Below are 17,375 nucleotides of genomic sequence, written 5' to 3'. Positions count from 1 at the left end.
CTCAGGCGTAGTGCGGATTGACCTTGTCGGCGTCGATGCCGTACTTGGCAATCGCCTCGGCGCACTTCTTGATGTCGATGGTGCCTTCGTCAGCCAGACTGCGCAGGGCGGCCAGGACCACGAAGTGGCGGTCGATTTCGAAGTGCTTGCGCAGTTCGGAACGGAAGTCCGAGCGGCCGTAGCCGTCGGTCCCCAGGACCTTGAGCGCGCGCCCGTTCGGCACGAAGGGACGGATCATGTCGCCGTAGGCCTTGATGTAGTCGGTCGACACGATGACCGGGCCTTGCGTGTCCTTCAGCTGGCGCGTGACGTAGGCTTCCTGGACCGGCTCGGTCGGATGCAGCAGGTTGTGGCGTTCGGCGTCCAGGCCGTCGCGGCGCAGCTCCGAGAAGCTGGTCACGCTCCAGACGTCCGAGGTCACGCCCCAATCCTTTTCCAGCAATTCCTGGGCCGCCAGGACTTCGCGCAGAATGGTGCCGGAGCCCATCAGTTGCACGTGGGTCTTCTTGGAGGGCTTGGCGCTGGACTGCAGCTTGTACATGCCCTTCAGGATGCCCGCCTCGTCGCCGGCCTTCAGGCCCGGCTGAGCGTAGTTCTCGTTCATGAGCGTGATGTAGAAGAACACGTCTTCCTGGTCATGCATCATGCGCTGCAGGCCGCTGCGGATGATGACGGCGACTTCGTGCGCGAAGGCCGGATCGTACGCCACGCAATTGGGGATCAGCGAAGCCTGGATGTGGCTGTGGCCGTCCTCGTGCTGCAGGCCTTCGCCGTTCAGCGTCGTGCGGCCGGCGGTGCCGCCCAGCACGAAGCCGCGCGCCAGCATGTCGCCCGCCGCCCAGGCGTGGTCGCCGAAGCGCTGGAACCCGAACATCGAGTAGTAGATGAAGAACGGGATCATGATGGTGTTGCTGACGGAGTACGACGTCGCCGCCGCCACCCACGAGCTGAAACCACCGGCTTCGTTGATGCCTTCCTGCAGCAGTTGGCCGTTTTCCGCTTCGCGGTAGTACATCACCTGGCCCTTGTCGACCGGCACGTACTTCTGGCCTTCGGGGGCGTAGATGCCGATCTGGCGGAACAGGCCTTCCATACCGAAGGTACGGGACTCGTCCACCAGGATGGGCACGACGCGCGGCGCCAGGTCCTTGTCGCGCAGGATCTGGTTCAGCACCCGCACGAAGGCCTGGGTGGTGGAGATTTCACGGCCCTCGGCGGTGGGTTCCAGCACGGCCTTGAAGGAGTCCAGCGGCGGCACCGGCAGGGACTGGTCGGCCTTCACGCGGCGGTGCGGCAGGTAGCCGCCCAGCGCCTTGCGGTGTTCATGCAGGTACTTCATTTCCGGCGAATCTTCGGCCGGCTTGTAGAAGGGGATTTCCTCGACCTTGTCGTCGGGGATGGGAATATTGAAGCGGTCGCGGAATTCGCGCACCGAATCGACGTCCAGCTTCTTTTGCTGGTGGGTGGGGTTCTTGGCCTGGCCGACGTGGCCCATGCCGTAGCCCTTGATGGTCTTGGCCAGGATGACCGAAGGCTGGCCCTTGTGGCCGACGGCGGCGGCAAAGGCCGCGTAGACCTTGTGCGGATCGTGGCCGCCCCGGTTCAGGCGCCAGACGTCTTCGTCGCTCATGCGGCTGACCATCTCCAGCACCTTGGGATGCTTGCCGAAGAAGTTTTCGCGCACGAACTTGCCGTCGTTGGCCTTGTAGGCCTGGTATTCGCCATCCACGGTTTCTTCCATGATGCGGCGCAGGAGACCTTCCTTGTCGCGGGCGAACAGGGGATCCCAGTAGCCGCCCCAGATCAGCTTGAGCACGTTCCAGCCGTTGCCGCGGAAGGCGCCTTCGAGTTCCTGGATGATCTTGCCGTTGCCGCGCACCGGACCGTCCAGACGCTGCAGGTTGCAGTTGACGATGAAGATCAGGTTGTCCAGCTTTTCACGCGAGGCCAGGCCGATGGCGGCCAGGGTATCGGGTTCGTCGATCTCGCCGTCGCCCACGAAGACCCAGACCTTGCGCTCGGCCGTGTCGGCCAGGCCGCGGGCATGCAGGTACTTCAGGAAGCGGGCCTGGTAGATGGCCATCATGGGGCCGATACCCATCGATACCGTCGAGAACTGCCAGAAATCGGGCATCAGCTTGGGGTGCGGGTAGGAGGACAGTCCCTTGCCCTTGCCGCCGACTTCCTGGCGGAAGTAGTTCAGGTTTTCTTCGGTCAGGCGGCCTTCGAGGAAGGCGCGCGAATACATGCCCGGGGACGAGTGGCCCTGGAAGTACACCAGGTCGCCGCCGCGGTCGGCCGATTCGGCGTGCCAGAAGTGGTTCTGGCCGCATTCGATCATGGTCGCCAGCGAGGCGAAGGAGGCAATGTGGCCGCCCAGGCTGCCGCCGTCGGCGGGTTCGACCTTGTTGGCCCTGACCACCATGGCCATGGCGTTCCAGCGGATGTAGGAACGGATGCGTTCTTCCAGCACCATATTGCCCGGATGCGGGGGTTCCAGCCCCGGGGGGATGGTGTTCACATAGGCCGTGTTCAGGGAATAAGGAATGTGGGCGCCGTTGCGCCGGGCCAGATCGATCAGGCGCTCGATCAGATAATGGGCGCGTTCCGCGCCTTCGCGATCGAGCACCGCTTCCAGCGCATCGATCCATTCCTGGGTTTCCTGCTGATCGATATCCGCCGCTGCCGCGTGGACTTGGTCAAGAGAGGACATGGGGTGTGTCTCCTGTGGTGTGGTTCGATGACGCGACCACACATCGCGCCAGCCTGACTAAAAGAGGTGATGCGCCAGCGGCATTGCAACAGAAGCCCGGGGCGCGTCCGCGTCCCCTGGTGCCGGCACTTGCAGCCATTCTAGGAAAGAGCCTGCTCCAGCACAAGCAAAATTTCATTAGATGATATGTATTTTTATTATGTGAAAAATTGAATGGTGTTTTCGCGTCTAAAATGGCGCAATCGCGATACCCTCAAGTCCATGGCCTCTCCGAATCGCAAGTCTCTGATTCCGACGACGTTCTACGAACATGCCCGTCACAACAGCCGTCGCCTGTACTGGCTGACGCCGGCGGTCGTGCTCGTCCTCTATCTGTGCGTCATGGGCGCCTTCATCTGGCTGCAGCGCCTGCAGAGCGACAGCGTGATGTTCGTCACCATCGACCAGGAAACCCGCCAGCAGCGCCTGATGATGGTGGTGTTCGCCCTGTCCCTGGTGATTGTATTCAGCCTGCTGGCGCTCTGGCGCTATACCCGCTTTCGCACCCAGGCCGAAGCCGCGCTGATCGCCGAGACCGGTTTCCGCCGGGCCATGGAAAACTCCATGTCCACGGGCATGCGCGTGTTCGACATGCAGGGCCGCATTGCCTACGTGAATCCGGCCTTCTGCCGCATGATCGGCTGGAACGAGGCCGACCTGATCGGCCGCACGTCCCCCTTTCCTTATTGGCTGCCCGGACGCCACGACCATCACCGCGACACCCTGGCCCAGTTGCTGTCGGGGCGCACCCCCAGCAGCGGTCTGGAAATCGAAGCCCAGCGGCGCGACGGTTCGCGTTTCACTGCACGCATGTACGTGTCGCCTCTGCGCGATCCCAAAGGCGAGCAGATCGGCTGGATGACTTCCATGACCGACATCACCGAGCCCAAGCGCATCCGCGAGGCCCTGACCGCCGCGCACGAGCGCTTCATGACGGTGCTCGAAGGGCTGGACGATGCGATCTCGGTGGTGGCGGACACGCCCGAAGGCCTGGAGCTGTTGTTTGCCAACCGCACCTACCGGCGCCTGTTCGGCGCCCAGACCGGCGGCCACGCGGAGCTGCTGGGCGGTCGCCTGGGCCGTTTCACCGACGAGACCATGGAACTGTTCTCGGCCACGGCCCAGCGCTGGTTCGAAGTCCACCACCGCATGCTGGCCTGGACCGATTCGCGCCGCGTGCGCCTGCAGGTGGCGCGCGACATCACCGAACGCCGCAAGCACGAGGAAGAATCCCGCGTGCAGCAGGAAAAGGCCCAGCTCACCAGCCGCCTGACCACCATGGGGGAAATGGCCTCGTCCCTGGCGCACGAACTGAACCAGCCGCTGACGGCCATCAGCAATTACAATATGGCGGCCGTGGCGATGCTCAAGTCGGGCAAGGCCCCGACCGAATCCCTGCTCCAGGCGCTTGAAAAAGCGTCCCAGCAGGCCGAGCGCGCCGGCAAGATCATCAGCCGCATCCGCGAATTCGTGAAACGCAGCGAACCCCGCCGCCAGGCGGTGGGCCTGGGCCGGATCGTGGAAAACGCCGTCGGTTTCGCCGACATCGACGCCCGCAAGCGCCGCATCGAAATCGCCCTGGATCTGCCTGATCCCATGCCGGAAGTCCTGGCCGACCCCATCCTGATCGAACAGGTGCTGCTGAATCTGTTGAAGAACGGCGTCGAAGCCATGGAACACAGCGAATACCGCACGCTGCACGTCCGTATCACCGACCAGCATCCCCAGGTCGAGATCGCCGTCATCGATCGCGGCCATGGGCTGCGCAATCCCGAGCGGCTGTTCGAACCCTTTTACAGCACCAAGTCCGAAGGCCTGGGCATGGGCCTGAACATCTGCCGCACCATCATTGAATCGCATCACGGGCGCCTGTGGGCCAGCGCCAATCCGGAAGGCGGCACCATCTTCCGCGTCACCCTGCAAAAAGCCCCGCCCCGCCCTCAGAACACAGAACTCACGGAGGAACAGCACGCATGAGCGATACCCAAATCCCCAGCACCATCTATATCGTCGACGATGACGAGGCCGTCCGCGATTCCCTGCGCTGGCTGCTCGAGGCCAACGGCTATGCCGTGCGCAGTTTCGCCAGCGCCGAGGAATTCCTCGCCGCCTACGATCCTGAACTGGTCGGCGTCCTGATCGCCGACATCCGCATGCCCGGCATGAGCGGCCTGGAACTGCAGGAAGCCCTGATCGCCCGCAAGGCGCCGCTGCCCATCGTCTTCATCACCGGCCACGGCGACGTGCCGATGGCGGTCTCCACCATGAAGAAGGGCGCGGTCGATTTCCTCGAAAAACCCTTCAACGAGGCCGACCTGCGCGCGCTGGTCGCCGGCATGCTGGACCAGGCCCGCGACCGCGTGCGCGAAGCCCATGCCCAGCGTGACCAGCAGGCCGTACTCAGCCGCCTGACCGCCCGCGAGCAGCAGGTGCTGGAACGCATCGTGGCCGGGCGCCTGAACAAACAGATCGCCGGCGACCTGAACATCAGCATCAAGACCGTCGAGGCGCACCGCGCCAACATCATGGAAAAACTCGAGGTCACCACGGTGGCGGATCTGATGAAGATCGCCCTGACCCGCGCCGAGGAAGCCTGACATGAGCGCCCGCCTGATCGACGGTAAAGCCCTGTCCGCCCACGTGCGCGGTGAAGTCGCCGAACGCGTGCGCACGCTGAAGTCCCAGGGCGTCACGCCCGGGCTGGCGGTCGTGCTGGTCGGCGAAGACCCGGCTTCGCAGGTCTATGTCCGCAACAAGGCGGCCGCCTGCACCGCCGCCGGGATGCATTCGCGCGTCATTCCGCTGGGCGCCGACACGCCCGAAGGCGAACTGCTGGACGTGATCGAGACGCTGAACGCCGATCCGGCCATCCATGGCATCCTGGTGCAACTGCCCCTGCCCGGCCACATCGACACCGGCCTGGTCATCGAGACCATCAGCGCCGCCAAGGACGTGGACGGCTTCCACGTCAGCAACGCCGGTCTGCTGATGACCGGCCGGCCGCTGTTCCGCCCTTGCACGCCTTACGGCGTGATGAAGATGCTGGAGTCGGAAAATGTGCCGCTGCGCGGCGCCGAAGCCGTGATCGTGGGCGCCAGCAACATCGTCGGCAAGCCCATGGCCATGCTGCTGCTGGCGGCGGGCGCCACCGTCACGCTGTGCAATTCCAAGACCCGCGACCTGGGCGACCAGACTCGCCGGGCCGACGTGCTGGTGGTGGCCACGGGCCGGCCCGGCATCGTCAGCGGCGACATGGTCAAGCCCGGCGCCGTGGTGATCGACGTGGGCATCAACCGGCTCGAATCCGGCAAGCTCGTCGGCGACGTGGACTTTGATTCGGCCGCCGCCGTCGCATCCGCGATCACGCCCGTCCCCGGCGGCGTCGGTCCCATGACCATCGCCATGCTGCTGGTCAACACCATCGAGGCCGCCGAGCGCACGCTGCAGGCTTGAGGCTGCGGACTTGAAAAACGGGGGCCATGCCCCCATGTGATTGCGCATGAACAGCACCCGCATCGCCGGCAATCCCCTCCTCGTCCCGGCCGAGGTATTCGTGGACTACGGCGCCGTCCGGCCCGAGCACATCGAACCCGCCGTGCGCGAGCTGATCGAGGCCTCGCGCGCCGCGATCGAAACCGCCGCCGCCTGCACGGACGCGCCGGACTGGGACAACCTGATCGAATCCATCGAGGACCCGTCCGAGCGCCTGCACCGGGCCTGGTCGATCGCCGGACACCTGAACAGCGTGGTCAACACGCCTGACCTGCGCACCGCCTACAACGCCTGCCTGCCCCTGATGAGCGAGTTCTCGACCTGGGTGGGCCTGCATCGCGGCCTGTACGAACGCTACCGCGCGCTGGCGGCAAGCCCTGCCTTCGCCGCCCTGTCGCCGACCCGCCGCCGCATCGTCGAGCTGGCGCTGCGCGACTTCCGCCTGAGCGGGGTCGAACTGGAAGGCGCCGCGCGTGACACCTACGCACGCAACGCGGATCTGCAGGCCCAGGTGTCGCAGAAATTCTCGGAAAACGTGCTCGACGCGACGGACGGCTGGTCCCTGACGATCACCGACGAGGCCCGCCTGCAGGGCCTGCCGCCGGACGTGATCGCCGCGGCCGCCCAGGCGGCCCGGACGGCGGGAGAATCGGGCTGGAAGCTGAGCCTGCACATGCCCTGCTACCTGCCGGTCATGCTGCACGCCCGTGACCGCGAACTGCGCCAGACCCTGTACCGCGCGCACGCCACCCGGGCCTCGGACCAGGGCGACCCGGCCTTCGACAATTCAGAGTCCATCGAGTCCCTGCTGGCCCTGCGGGCCGAAGAAGCCGCCCTGCTGGGCCACGCCGATTTCGCCAGCCTGCGCCTGGAAACCCGCATGGCCGACAGCGCCGGCCAGGTGCTGGACTTCCTGCGCGAACTGGCGGCCCGCGCCCGGCCCAGCGCCGAACGCGACCTGGACGAGCTGCGCGCCTTCGCGGCACGCGAGCTGCAGCTGGACCCGCTGGAGCCCTGGGACATCGCCTACGCGTCCGAGCGTCTGCGCGAAAGCCGCTACGCCTATTCCGACGAGGAACTGCGCCCCTACTTCACCGAATCCCGCGTGCTCGACGGCCTGTTCCAGGTGATCCGCACCCTGTTCGGGGTGCGCCTGGAAGCCACCGACGCGCCCGCCTGGCACGCCGACGCCCGTATCTATCGGGTGCTGGACGCGCAAGACCGCGAACTGGGCCGCCTGGGCATCGATCTGTATGCCCGCTCCGGCAAGCAAGGCGGCGCCTGGGTGGACAGCGAGCGCAGCCGCCGCGTGCATGCCGGGCGTCTGCACACGCCGCTGGCCTGGCTGACCTGCAATTTCCCCGCACCGCAGGACGGCCGCGAGGCGCTGCTGTCGCACGATGACGTGATCACCCTGTTCCACGAAAGCGGCCACGCCATGCACACGCTGCTGTCGCGCGTGGACGAACCGGGCGCGGCGGCCTTCGCCGCCGTCGAATGGGACGCCATCGAACTGCCTTCGCAGTTCATGGAAAATTTCTGCTGGGAATGGGACGTGCTGCAATCCCTGACCCGCCACGTGGACAGCGGCGAACCCCTGCCCCGCGACCTGTACGACCGCATGATCGCCGCGCGCAATTTCCAGAGCGGCCTGCAGACCCTGCGCCAGGTGGAATTTTCCCTGTTCGACATGCTGATCCATACCCGCGCCAGCGGCCTGTCGATCAGCGAGGTCCTGGACACCCTGGACCAGGTCCGCCAGGAAGTCGCCCTGTTGATCCCGCCCGCCTGGCACCGCTTCCCGCACGCCTTCTCGCACCTGTTCTCGGGCGGCTACGGCGCCGGCTACTACAGCTACAAATGGGCCGAGGTCCTGTCGGCGGACGCGTTCGCCGCCTTCGAGGAACAGGCCAAGCCCGGTCCGGACGGCACGCGCAACGTGTTCGATCCGGACACCAGCCGCCGCTACCTGGACGAGATCATCGCCGTCGGCGGCTCGCGTCCGGCGGCGGAGTCCTTCCGGGCGTTCCGGGGCCGCGATCCGAGCATCGACGCCTTGCTGCGACATAGCGGGTTGCTGGAGGCCCAATCGTCATGATCCGGCGTCTGCTGCTCGCGCTGGGGCTCTGGACGGCCGGCATCAGCCTGGCCCTGGCCGCCGTCCACCCGGTACGCGGCTTCTTGCCGGATCTGAAGTTCTCCCTGCAAGGCGCAGGCGGCGCGGCCATCACGCAGCAGGCCTTTGCCGGCAAGGTGGTGCTGATGTTCTTCGGCTACGCCAGTTGCCCGGACATCTGCCCCACGACCATGGCGCAACTGGCCCAGGTGACCGAAGCCCTGGGACCCAAGGCCGATCAGGTCCGCATCCTGTTCGTCAGCGTCGATCCCCACCGGGACACGCCCGATATCCTGCAGGCGTATGTGGATCAGTTCGATCCCCACGCCATCGGCCTGACGGGTGATGAAAAATCCATCGCGTCGCTCGCCAGGCGCTACCGGGTCGCCTACCAGATCGAGCGCCCCGATCCGAAGCATCCGGACGCGCCTTACGAGGTCTCCCACAGCCGGGGAATCTACGCCTTTGATACCCAGGGCAAGGCCACCTGGCTGGCCTCGGACAGCGAATCCCAGGAAGAGCTGCTGGCTGCGCTGAAGCCGATGCTGAACTGAGCCGGGCGGCGGTTCGTCCCGCCTGATGAGTCTGTATACCGTCCGGACTCGATAAACACGGGACTGATCCGCATCCTGGCTCGTTTCAGCGCAGCGCGTCGCGCAGCGCCGTGCGGATGCCTTCTTCGATGGTCGGGTGGTAGAACGGCAGCTTGAGCATGTCCGGCACAGTCAATTCCATCTGCAAGGCCCAGGCCAGCAAATGGCCGACGTGTTCGGCATCCGGTCCGATCATTTCCGCACCCAAAAAGCGCCGGTCGGACTTGCGCATATAGACGTGCAGCAGGCCCTGGTTGCGCTGCATCACGCGCGAACGGCCCTGGCGAGTCCAATCGACCGCGCCGATGGTCACCGCATCCGGGTCGCCCAGCGCCGCGTAGCCGCCGCCCACCTGCATGATCTGCGGATCGCTGAAGACGATGGCCAGTGGTGCGCGGCGCGGCAGCGCCTGCACATCGGGCCAGGCGGCGGCATTGCGCCCTGCCCTGCGGCCGTCGTCGGACGCCTCGTGCTGGATGGAATAGCGGCCGGTGACATCGCCCGCCAGGAACACCGGCTGGCCATGGACCTGCAGCGTGGCCGGATCGAAACGCGGCCGACCCCGCTCGTCCAGCGGCATCGTGGTGCGTTCCAGATGCAGCGCGTCCAGGGCAGGATCGCGGCCTGCCGTCAGCAGCACGTAGTCAAAGTGTTCCACGGTCTCCGGCCCGCCGTCCGCCGACCAGCCCACCACGGCCTGATTGCCCTCGCGGCGCACCGAGGTGACTTGCGCGTTTTGCACCAGGGACAATTCCGGCGCCAGCAGGTCCACCGCTGCCGCGCGCACCTGGGGATCGGCCAGATGGGCGAAGCTGCCGGAACGGTTCAACACCCGCACCCGCACGCCCAGGCGCGCCAGCGCCAGGCCCAGCTCGACGCCGATCACGCCGGAGCCGACCACGAGCACGCTGCGCGGCAGATCATGCCAGTCGAACACGTCGTCGTTGACGATCGCCAGGTTCCCCAAGGGCCGGTACAGCTCCGGCACGTTCGGCCGGGTGCCGGTGGCGAGGATGATGCGTCCCGCATGCACCTCGCGGCCATCGGCGGCCCGCAGCACGCCATCGCGCAGGAATTCCACAGGCGCGTCCAGCCGGTGCTCCGGCGGCATGGCCTCGACATCATCCACCACGAAGCCCACGAACCGGTCACGCTCGCGCCGGACGCGGTCCATCACGGCCGCGCCGTCCACCCGAGGCGGCGTCTCCAGGCGGATGCCGAAACCGTCCGCATGGCGCATATCGGCCACGGACTGGGCCGCCGCGATCAGCAGCTTGGACGGCATGCAGCCCACCCGCGCGCACATGGTGCCATGCGGCCCGCCTTCGATCAGCAAGGGCTTCAGCCCCGCCTTGAGGACTTCTCGATAGGCCGGCAGACCGGCCGAACCAGCGCCGATGATGGCGACATCGCATTCGATGATGTGTGGATTCATTTTTTATGACTCGCTAGGAGAACCGGCGCCTCATCCCGGTTGAACGTCGTAGCCTTCGTCCGCAATCGCGGCCTGCAACGCCGCCGCATCCGCCGACGATTCGATCGTGACGCGATGCGCCGCCAGGTCGGTCTGTACGGCCGCGTCCGGCGCCACGCCCTGCACGGCCCGGGTGATGGTCTGCACGCAGTGGTTGCAGGTCATGTCGGAAACAATGAATTCGGTTTTCATGAGTAAGACTCCAAGAGAGGGATATGCGGCATCGTAGGCCTTGACACGATGGGAAGCTCAAGCCTCGTCGTAGCTCGACACCTCGATCAGGTTTTCGTCCGGATCGCGGAAATACACCGAAGTGATCTTGCCCGTTGCGCCCGTGCGCGGCACCGGGCCGTCGAGCACCGGGACGCCGCAGGCCCGCAGATGCGCCAGCACCGCCTGCGGCGTTTCGGTGGTGATCAGGCATAGATCAGCGGTGCCGGGTAAGGCCACGGCGGCCTTGGGCTCGATTTCCTTGCCCTGCTGGTGCAGGTTGATCTTCTGGCGTCCGAACGCCAGGGCCTTGCGGCCTTCGCCGAAGGTGATGACCTCCATGCCCAGCACGCGGGCATAGAACCCGCAGGTGGCGGCGACATCTTTGACGGTGAGCACCAGGTGATCGAGTCTGTCGATGTGCATCGTGTGTTTTCCTATGAACGCATAAACAGGCAAGAACGGCGCTACGGCCGAAGGCTCACCGCCTCCGGCCAGGCCCGCATCGCCGCATCGACCACGGCGCTCAGGGCATCGGCAGGTGCGCCGTCCTTCACCTGGATGGCAATGCCGTTCAGGACCGTGGCATAGAAGCAGGCCAGGGCCTGCGTGTCGAGTTCGGCGGATAGTTCACCCTCGGCCTGGGACTGGATCAGCCGCTGATGGATAGCCTCGATGGTCGCCTGCCGGTGCTCCTTGAGGAAATCGTCCATGCGCTGGTTTTCCTCGCCGCAATTCGCAGCGCCCAGCACCACCAGGCACCCCCGCCCTTCCCCGCAGCCCGACTGCTGCTGGACGGCAGCCTGCAGCATGGCCCGGATCGCTTCCCGGGCGCCGCCCGGATGCTGGCGCAGCGCGCGCATCGAAGCGCCGCCATCGTGTGACACGTAGTGCTCGACTGCTTCTTTGAACAGGCACTCCTTGTCACCAAAAGCGTTGTAGAGACTGGGCGCGGAAATCCCGATCGCGCGGGTCAGTTCCGCGATCGTGGTGCCTTCGTATCCATGCCGCTGGAACAGTTCCATGGCGGTCAGCAAGGCGGCGTTCCGGTCAAAAGAGAGAGGTCGTCCACGGGTGGCCATGATAATTGTATCGATCGATAAAAAATTCATTGACAGGCGCTTAACGTCAATTTAGCATTTTATATCGATCACTATAAATAAGGTTGAACGAAATGAACTTGAAGGGAAAGAAGGCCTTGGTCACCGGCGGATCCAGAGGCATCGGGGCCGCCATCGTACGGCGGCTCGCCGAAGCAGGCGCTCAGGTGGCATTCACCTATCAACACTCGGCCGAGGCCGCTCGGCAGTTGGTCGACTCGATCACGCCCCGTCACGACGGCGCAGACGCCCAGGGCGCCGCCCTCGCCCTGCAGGTCGACAGCCTGGACGCGGAAGCGGTGCGCGCATCCGTCGACCAGGCGGCGGCACACTGGGGCGGCCTGGATATCCTGGTCAACAACGCCGGCGTCTTCGAGACCAAGCCGATCGGCGAATTCACCCTGAGTGACTACGAATGGCAGATGGGCATCAACGCCCGCGCCGTCTTCGCGGCGATCCGGCAGGCCGCGAATATCATGAACGACGGCGGACGCATCATCAACATCGGCAGCAATCTCGCGGCGCGCGTGCCGAGCGAGGGCATGGCCCTGTATGCGATGAGCAAGGCGGCCGTCTGGGGGCTGACCAAAGGCGCGGCCCGGGATCTGGGGCCGCGCGGCATCACGGTCAACGTCATCCAACCAGGCTCCACGGACACCGACATGAACCCGGCCGACGGCCCTCATGCCGACGCCCAGCGCGGCCTGCGCGTCATTGCCGACTACAACACGCCCGACGAAATCGCGCAGATGACGCTCTACCTGGCCAGCGACGCGGCGCGGTCCATCACCGGCTCCAGCTTCCTGCTGGACGGCGGGGCCAATCTTTGAATACCGAACAGACAGCCAATAGATATCCAATGGACAGGAAACAAGCATGAGTGCATCACCCATCCACGCAGACACCGGCCTGGGCGCGCCCGCCTGGGGCGCCGTCATCGCCATGATGCTGGGCGTCTTCGGCCTGGTCACGGCGGAATTCCTGCCGATCAGCCTGCTCACGCCCATGGCGGCCGATCTGCACATCTCGGAAAGCCTGGCCGGCCAGGCCATTTCCACCACCGCCGTTCTGGCCTTCATCGCCAGCCTGCTGGTGTCCTCCGTCACACGGGCTCTGGACCGCCGCCACGTGCTGATGGGGCTTTCAGGGCTGCTGATCGTCTCCAACCTGTTGGTCGCCTACGCCCCCGGTTTCCTGGCCCTGCTGCTGGGGCGGATGCTGCTGGGCGCGGCCCTGGGCGGCTTCTGGGCCATGTCCACGGCCATCGTCATGCGCCTGATGCCCGAGCCCCTGATCCCCCGGGGCCTGTCCATCATGGTCAGCGGCGTGGCGGCCGCGACGATTTTCGCCGCGCCGGTCGGGAGTTACCTGGGCTCGGTGATCGGCTGGCGCCAGGTCTTTCTGTTGGCGGCCGGACTGGGCGTGCTGGCCCTGGCCGTCCAGTTCTACACCCTGCCGAGCCTGCCGCCGCGCGGCCATGGCAGCCTGTCGACCTTGCTGCGGGTGATGCGGCGCCCGCGCGTCGCGGTCGGCATGCTGGCGGTCCTGCTGGTGTTCAGCGGCCATTTCGCCCTGTTCACCTATGTGCGCCCCTATCTGGAAAACGTGACCGGCGTGGCGATCACCACCGTCTCGGCCATGCTGCTGGGTTTCGGCGTGGCCAATTATGCCGGGACCTATTTTGGCGGCTTCATGCTGGAGCGCAACGTGCGGCTGACCATGGCCTTGCCGCCCCTGGCGATCGGCGCGGTCGGCATCGTGCTGGGCGGTACAGCCGGCGCCCCCTGGCTCGTCAGCGCCCTGATCGCCGTCTGGGGCTTCGCGTTCGGCACGGTGCCGGTCGCCTGGTCCAACTGGGTTGCGCAGACCGTCCCCGACGAGGCTGAAAGCGGCGGAGGCCTGCTGGTCGCCGCCATCCAGGTCGCGATCGCCCTGGGGGCCGGCGGCGGGGGGCTGGTCCTGAGCCAGGGCGGCGTCACCGGGGTGTTCGGCCTGGGCGGGATGACGCTGGTCGCGGCCGCCTTGTTGATTGCTCTGTGGATGGGGCGCCAGCCCCGGACGGCGGCGGATTGTCCGGTGTGAATCGGGGTGACATGGAAACGCTTGACCTTACCATAAGGTCAAGCCTCATCCTACAATCATTCTGATGAACCGGAGTGCTTCCATGTCCACCTTGCCCGTCCTGCCCACCCTCGATCTGGAGGTCGAGGGCATGACCTGCGCCTCGTGTGTGCGCCGGGTCGAAATGGCCCTGAACAAAGTGCCCGGGGTGTCCCGGGCCGACGTCAATCTGGCCACGCGACGCGCCCACGTCACTCTGGCCGCCGAAGGCGCCGATCCCCAGGCGCTGGTCGCCGCCATCGAAAAGCGCGGCTACCAGGCGCAAGTGCTGACGCCCGAAAACGCCGCCGGGATGCATGACGACGCCGACGAGGATGCGGCCGCCGGCCGGCGGTTCTTCCTGGCCCTGGCCTTGACCCTGCCGGTGTTCCTGGTCGAGATGGGCGGGCACCTGATCCCCGCCCTGCATCACACGATCCAGTCCCTGATCGAGCCGCGCGCGCTGGCCTGGATCGAGTTCGCGCTCGCCACCGCCGTGCTGGCCGGGCCGGGCCGCGTCTTTTTCACGCGGGGTTTCAAGGCGCTGCGGCATCTGGGACCGGACATGAACACGCTGGTCGCGCTGGGCGCGGGCAGCGCCTGGCTGTATTCCGCCCTGGTCACGGCCGCGCCCGCCCTCTTTCCGGCCGAGGCGCGCCATCTGTATTTCGAGGCTGCCGCCGTAGTCGCGACGCTGATCCTGCTGGGCCGCTGGCTGGAGGCGCGCGCCCGAGGGCGGGCCGGCTCCGCCATCCGCCACCTGATCGGCCTGCGGCCGCGCACCGCCTGGGCGCGGCGCGGCGGCGACTGGGCTGAACTGCCCATCGACGCGTTGGCCGTCGGCGACGAGGTGCGGGTGCGGCCCGGCGAGAAAGTCCCGGTGGACGGCGCGGTCGTCGAGGGCGAGTCCTGGGTGGACGAGTCCATGATCACGGGCGAGCCCATGCCGGTTACCCGCCGCGCCGGCGACCGCCTGATCGGCGGCACGCTGAACACGCGCGGCAGCCTGGTGATGCGCGCCACGCAGGTCGGCGCCGACACGGTGCTGGCCCACATCATCCGCCTGGTCGAACAGGCCCAGGGAACCAAACTGCCGATCCAGCGCCTGGTGGACCGGGTCACCGGCTGGTTCGTCCCGGCCGTGATGGGCCTGGCCGTGCTGGCCTTTCTGGGCTGGCTGTTGTGGGGGCCGGAACCCCGGCTGACGCACGCGCTGATTGCAGGTGTGGCGGTGCTGATCATCGCCTGCCCCTGCGCCATGGGCCTGGCGACGCCGATTTCGATCATGGTGGCCACGGGGCGCGCGGCGGGTCTGGGCATCGTGTTCCGTCAAGGCGACGCGCTGCAGCGTCTGCGCAGCGCCCGCGTGGTGGCCTTCGACAAGACCGGCACGCTGACCCAGGGACGCCCGGCGCTGACCGACGTCCTGCCCCTGGACGGCCCGGACAGCCTCGACCGCGCAGACCTGCTGGCGGCAGTGGCCTCGGTGCAAAGCGCCTCGGAACACCCCATTGCCCATGCGCTGCTGGAAGCCGCCCAGGCCGAAGGCCTGCCCCTGATGCCGGTGGAGCAGTTCGCGGCCCTGACCGGCGCGGGCGTGCAAGGCCGCGTCGAAGCGCACGACTGGCTGCTGGGCAACGAAGCGCTGATGGATGAACAAGGTGTGCGGGTCGACCCCGCAGTCGCGGCACAGGTGCAGACCCTGGCGGCGCAGGGCAAGACGGCCTTTCTGGCGGCACGCGACGGCCGGCTGGCGGGGGTGCTGGCGGTGGCCGACACGCTGCGGCCCGGCGCCCGCGAAGCCATCGCCCGCCTGCACGCCCTGGGCCTGAAGACCGCGCTCATCACCGGCGACCACCAGGCCGCCGCCCAGGCCGTGGCCGGTGAACTGGGGATCGACATCGTTCATGCCCAGACCCTGCCCGAACACAAGGCGGAATTGCTGCGGGCGCTGCAAAGCAGCGTCGGCGCCCTGGCCTTCGTGGGCGACGGCATCAACGACGCGCCTGCCCTGGCGACCGCCGACGTAGGGATCGCCATCGGCCAAGGCACCGACGTCGCCATCGAGTCGGCCGACGTGGTGCTGATGAACGAGGACCTGAACTCGGTCGCCCGCGCCATCGCGCTGTCGCGGCTGACGCTGCGCAACATCGGCCAGAACCTGTTCTGGGCCTTCGCCTACAACGTCGCCCTGATTCCGGTGGCGGCCGGCGCCCTGTATCCTTTCACCGGATTGCAGCTTTCACCCATGCTGGGGGCCGGCGCCATGGCCTTGTCCAGCGTCTTCGTCGTCGTCAACGCGCTGCGCCTGAAATGGCTGCCATTGGGGAACCTCTGAACAAGCTATCGCGCCGCATGCATCTACGGCTTCGGGCCGTCTGCCGCGTTGCTCATCCTCGCGATAGCACCGCTATCGCTGCGGTTCGCGCCTTGCAGCCAACCCAAATCCGTAGCGCCTGCTTACCGCTCAACTTATTCAGAGATTCCCTGGAGATCCGTCATGGCTGAATCCCGTTTATACGCGACCGAGGCGCTCGCCCAGGGCCGGCTCACGATCGGCGAAGCCGCCGCACGCACCGGCCTGAGCGCCAAGATGATCCGCTACTACGAACAAGAGGGCCTGTTCGTCCCCCAGGCCCGCAGCGCCGCCGGCTACCGGCAATACGGCGAGGCCGACCTGCACGCGCTGCGTTTCATCCGCAGCGCGCGGGACCTGGGATTTTCATTGAAGCAGATCGCGGAACTGACCAGCCTGTGGCGTGACCGGGAGCGCGCCAGCGCCGAGGTCAAGCGCCTGGCCCTGTCGCACATCGATGCGCTGGAGGCCAAGGCCGACCTGCTGCGCGGCATGGCGGCGACCCTGCGCGAACTGGCGCAGCGCTGCCATGGCGACGACCGGCCGGAATGCCCGATCCTGGAGGGACTGGAGTCTCAGGCTTCGGCCGGCGCGTGCCATTCCGACACGTGATCGCGCCAGTCCGGCCGCCGGACCGGGTCGGGCGCATCGATCGGCGTGCCGATGGCCAGATAGCCCATGAAGCGTTCATTCAGAGCATCGAAGCCCAGGGCCTCGCCCACGCCGTCCAGGTAAGTCCCCATGCCGGTGCTCCAGAAGGCGCCGAAACCCAGGGCATGCGCGGCGTTGAGCATGTTCATGACCGCCGCGCCCACGGCCAGCAGGCTTTCCTGTTCGCGGATGCGACCGGAAGGGTCCGGGCGGCAGCCCAGGGCGATCACCAGCGGGACTTTGGACAGCCATTTTCGGGCATTGTCCACCTTGGGCTGCGGCAACGGCTTGTCGGCGGCAATCCCGGCGCGCACCCCCACATCCACCAGTGCAGGCACGTCGGCGCCGCGCACCAGCACGAAGCGCCAGGGCTTGATGGCGCCATGGTCGGGCGCGCGCAGCGCGGCGCTCAGGATCAGCTCCAGCTGATCCTCGGTCGGACCGGGCGCCTGGACGAACTTGACCGAGCGGCGGCTCATCAACACATCAAAAACGTCTGACATTAAAAAGGCTCCCACTATTCAAAAGGAG

The 17,375-nt window shown here is 66.7% G+C and carries 15 protein-coding genes; 9 read left to right on the top strand and 6 right to left on the bottom strand.

Annotation, left to right across the window (positions count from 1 at the left end; translation table 11 throughout):
- Nucleotide 1: 1 nt before the first annotated feature.
- Entirely contained in the window at nt 2-2,713 is a 2,712-nt protein-coding gene (gene aceE / locus ACFO0J_RS10555; RefSeq protein ID WP_376813043.1) for a pyruvate dehydrogenase (acetyl-transferring), homodimeric type, read from the bottom strand.
- A 261-nt stretch (nt 2,714-2,974) separates the two neighbouring features.
- Between aceE and ACFO0J_RS10550 the strand changes: the two genes are divergently transcribed.
- From ACFO0J_RS10550 to ACFO0J_RS10530, 5 genes are read left to right on the top strand one after another with little or no spacing between them, the layout of a single operon-like run.
- Nucleotides 2,975-4,729 (top strand): PAS domain-containing sensor histidine kinase, encoded by a 1,755-nt coding sequence (locus ACFO0J_RS10550; RefSeq protein ID WP_376813042.1) that lies wholly within the window; start codon nt 2,975-2,977, stop codon nt 4,727-4,729.
- The gene (locus ACFO0J_RS10545) at nt 4,726-5,349 is read left to right on the top strand and encodes a response regulator transcription factor (RefSeq protein WP_376813041.1); all 624 of its coding nucleotides are present in this window, start codon (nt 4,726-4,728) and stop codon (nt 5,347-5,349) included. Before ACFO0J_RS10550 ends, ACFO0J_RS10545 begins: the two co-directional genes overlap by 4 nt.
- Nucleotide 5,350: 1 nt before the next feature.
- On the top strand, nt 5,351-6,205 hold the full coding sequence (gene folD, locus ACFO0J_RS10540; RefSeq protein WP_376813040.1) for a bifunctional methylenetetrahydrofolate dehydrogenase/methenyltetrahydrofolate cyclohydrolase FolD: 855 nt from the start codon (nt 5,351-5,353) through the stop codon (nt 6,203-6,205).
- Nucleotides 6,206-6,251: 46 nt separating this feature from the next.
- The gene (locus ACFO0J_RS10535) at nt 6,252-8,342 is read left to right on the top strand and encodes a M3 family metallopeptidase (protein WP_376813039.1); all 2,091 of its coding nucleotides are present in this window, start codon (nt 6,252-6,254) and stop codon (nt 8,340-8,342) included.
- Nucleotides 8,339-8,914, top strand: coding sequence for an SCO family protein (locus ACFO0J_RS10530; protein ID WP_376813038.1), 576 nt, complete (start codon nt 8,339-8,341; stop codon nt 8,912-8,914). The genes ACFO0J_RS10535 and ACFO0J_RS10530 overlap by 4 nt, the downstream gene beginning before the upstream one ends.
- A gap of 85 nt (nt 8,915-8,999) precedes the next feature.
- Here ACFO0J_RS10530 and ACFO0J_RS10525 read toward each other — a convergent pair whose 3' ends face one another.
- Genes ACFO0J_RS10525 through ACFO0J_RS10510 form a run of 4 tightly spaced genes read right to left on the bottom strand, consistent with a single transcriptional unit; the run spans nt 9,000 to nt 11,674 of the window.
- Nucleotides 9,000-10,388 (bottom strand): dihydrolipoyl dehydrogenase, encoded by a 1,389-nt coding sequence (locus ACFO0J_RS10525; RefSeq protein WP_376813037.1) that lies wholly within the window; start codon nt 10,386-10,388, stop codon nt 9,000-9,002.
- Between the two features lie 30 nt (nt 10,389-10,418).
- Nucleotides 10,419-10,619, bottom strand: a complete 201-nt coding sequence (locus tag ACFO0J_RS10520; RefSeq protein WP_376813036.1) for a heavy-metal-associated domain-containing protein — start codon at nt 10,617-10,619, stop codon at nt 10,419-10,421.
- A 57-nt stretch (nt 10,620-10,676) separates the two neighbouring features.
- On the bottom strand, nt 10,677-11,063 hold the full coding sequence (locus ACFO0J_RS10515; RefSeq protein WP_376813035.1) for a VOC family protein: 387 nt from the start codon (nt 11,061-11,063) through the stop codon (nt 10,677-10,679).
- 41 nt (nt 11,064-11,104) lie between these two features.
- Complete coding sequence (locus ACFO0J_RS10510; RefSeq protein WP_376813034.1) at nt 11,105-11,674, bottom strand: TetR/AcrR family transcriptional regulator; 570 nt, start codon at nt 11,672-11,674, stop codon at nt 11,105-11,107.
- A 137-nt stretch (nt 11,675-11,811) separates the two neighbouring features.
- On the opposite strand from ACFO0J_RS10510, the gene ACFO0J_RS10505 reads away from it, so the two are divergent.
- The 4 genes from ACFO0J_RS10505 to cueR all read left to right on the top strand — a co-directional run bounded on the left by ACFO0J_RS10505 (nt 11,812) and on the right by cueR (nt 16,805).
- Entirely contained in the window at nt 11,812-12,567 is a 756-nt protein-coding gene (locus ACFO0J_RS10505) for an SDR family NAD(P)-dependent oxidoreductase (RefSeq protein ID WP_376813033.1), read from the top strand.
- A gap of 46 nt (nt 12,568-12,613) precedes the next feature.
- Nucleotides 12,614-13,819, top strand: a complete 1,206-nt coding sequence (locus ACFO0J_RS10500; RefSeq protein WP_376813032.1) for an MFS transporter — start codon at nt 12,614-12,616, stop codon at nt 13,817-13,819.
- 82 nt (nt 13,820-13,901) lie between these two features.
- A complete protein-coding gene (locus ACFO0J_RS10495; protein WP_376813031.1) occupies nt 13,902-16,175 on the top strand; it encodes a heavy metal translocating P-type ATPase in 2,274 nt (757 codons plus the stop codon).
- Between the two features lie 162 nt (nt 16,176-16,337).
- Entirely contained in the window at nt 16,338-16,805 is a 468-nt protein-coding gene (gene cueR / locus ACFO0J_RS10490; protein WP_376813030.1) for a Cu(I)-responsive transcriptional regulator, read from the top strand.
- On the opposite strand, the gene ACFO0J_RS10485 is transcribed toward cueR, so the two are convergent.
- Nucleotides 16,769-17,323 (bottom strand): nitroreductase family protein, encoded by a 555-nt coding sequence (locus tag ACFO0J_RS10485; RefSeq protein ID WP_376813029.1) that lies wholly within the window; start codon nt 17,321-17,323, stop codon nt 16,769-16,771. The genes cueR and ACFO0J_RS10485 overlap by 37 nt on opposite strands.
- Nucleotides 17,324-17,375 lie beyond the last annotated feature (52 nt).

The sequence above is a fragment of the Castellaniella hirudinis genome, from assembly GCF_042651965.1.
Lineage (GTDB): Bacteria > Pseudomonadota > Gammaproteobacteria > Burkholderiales > Burkholderiaceae_B > Castellaniella > Castellaniella hirudinis.
Note: the sequence above shows the minus strand (reverse complement) of the source record. Positions and strands in the feature narration are given on the sequence as shown.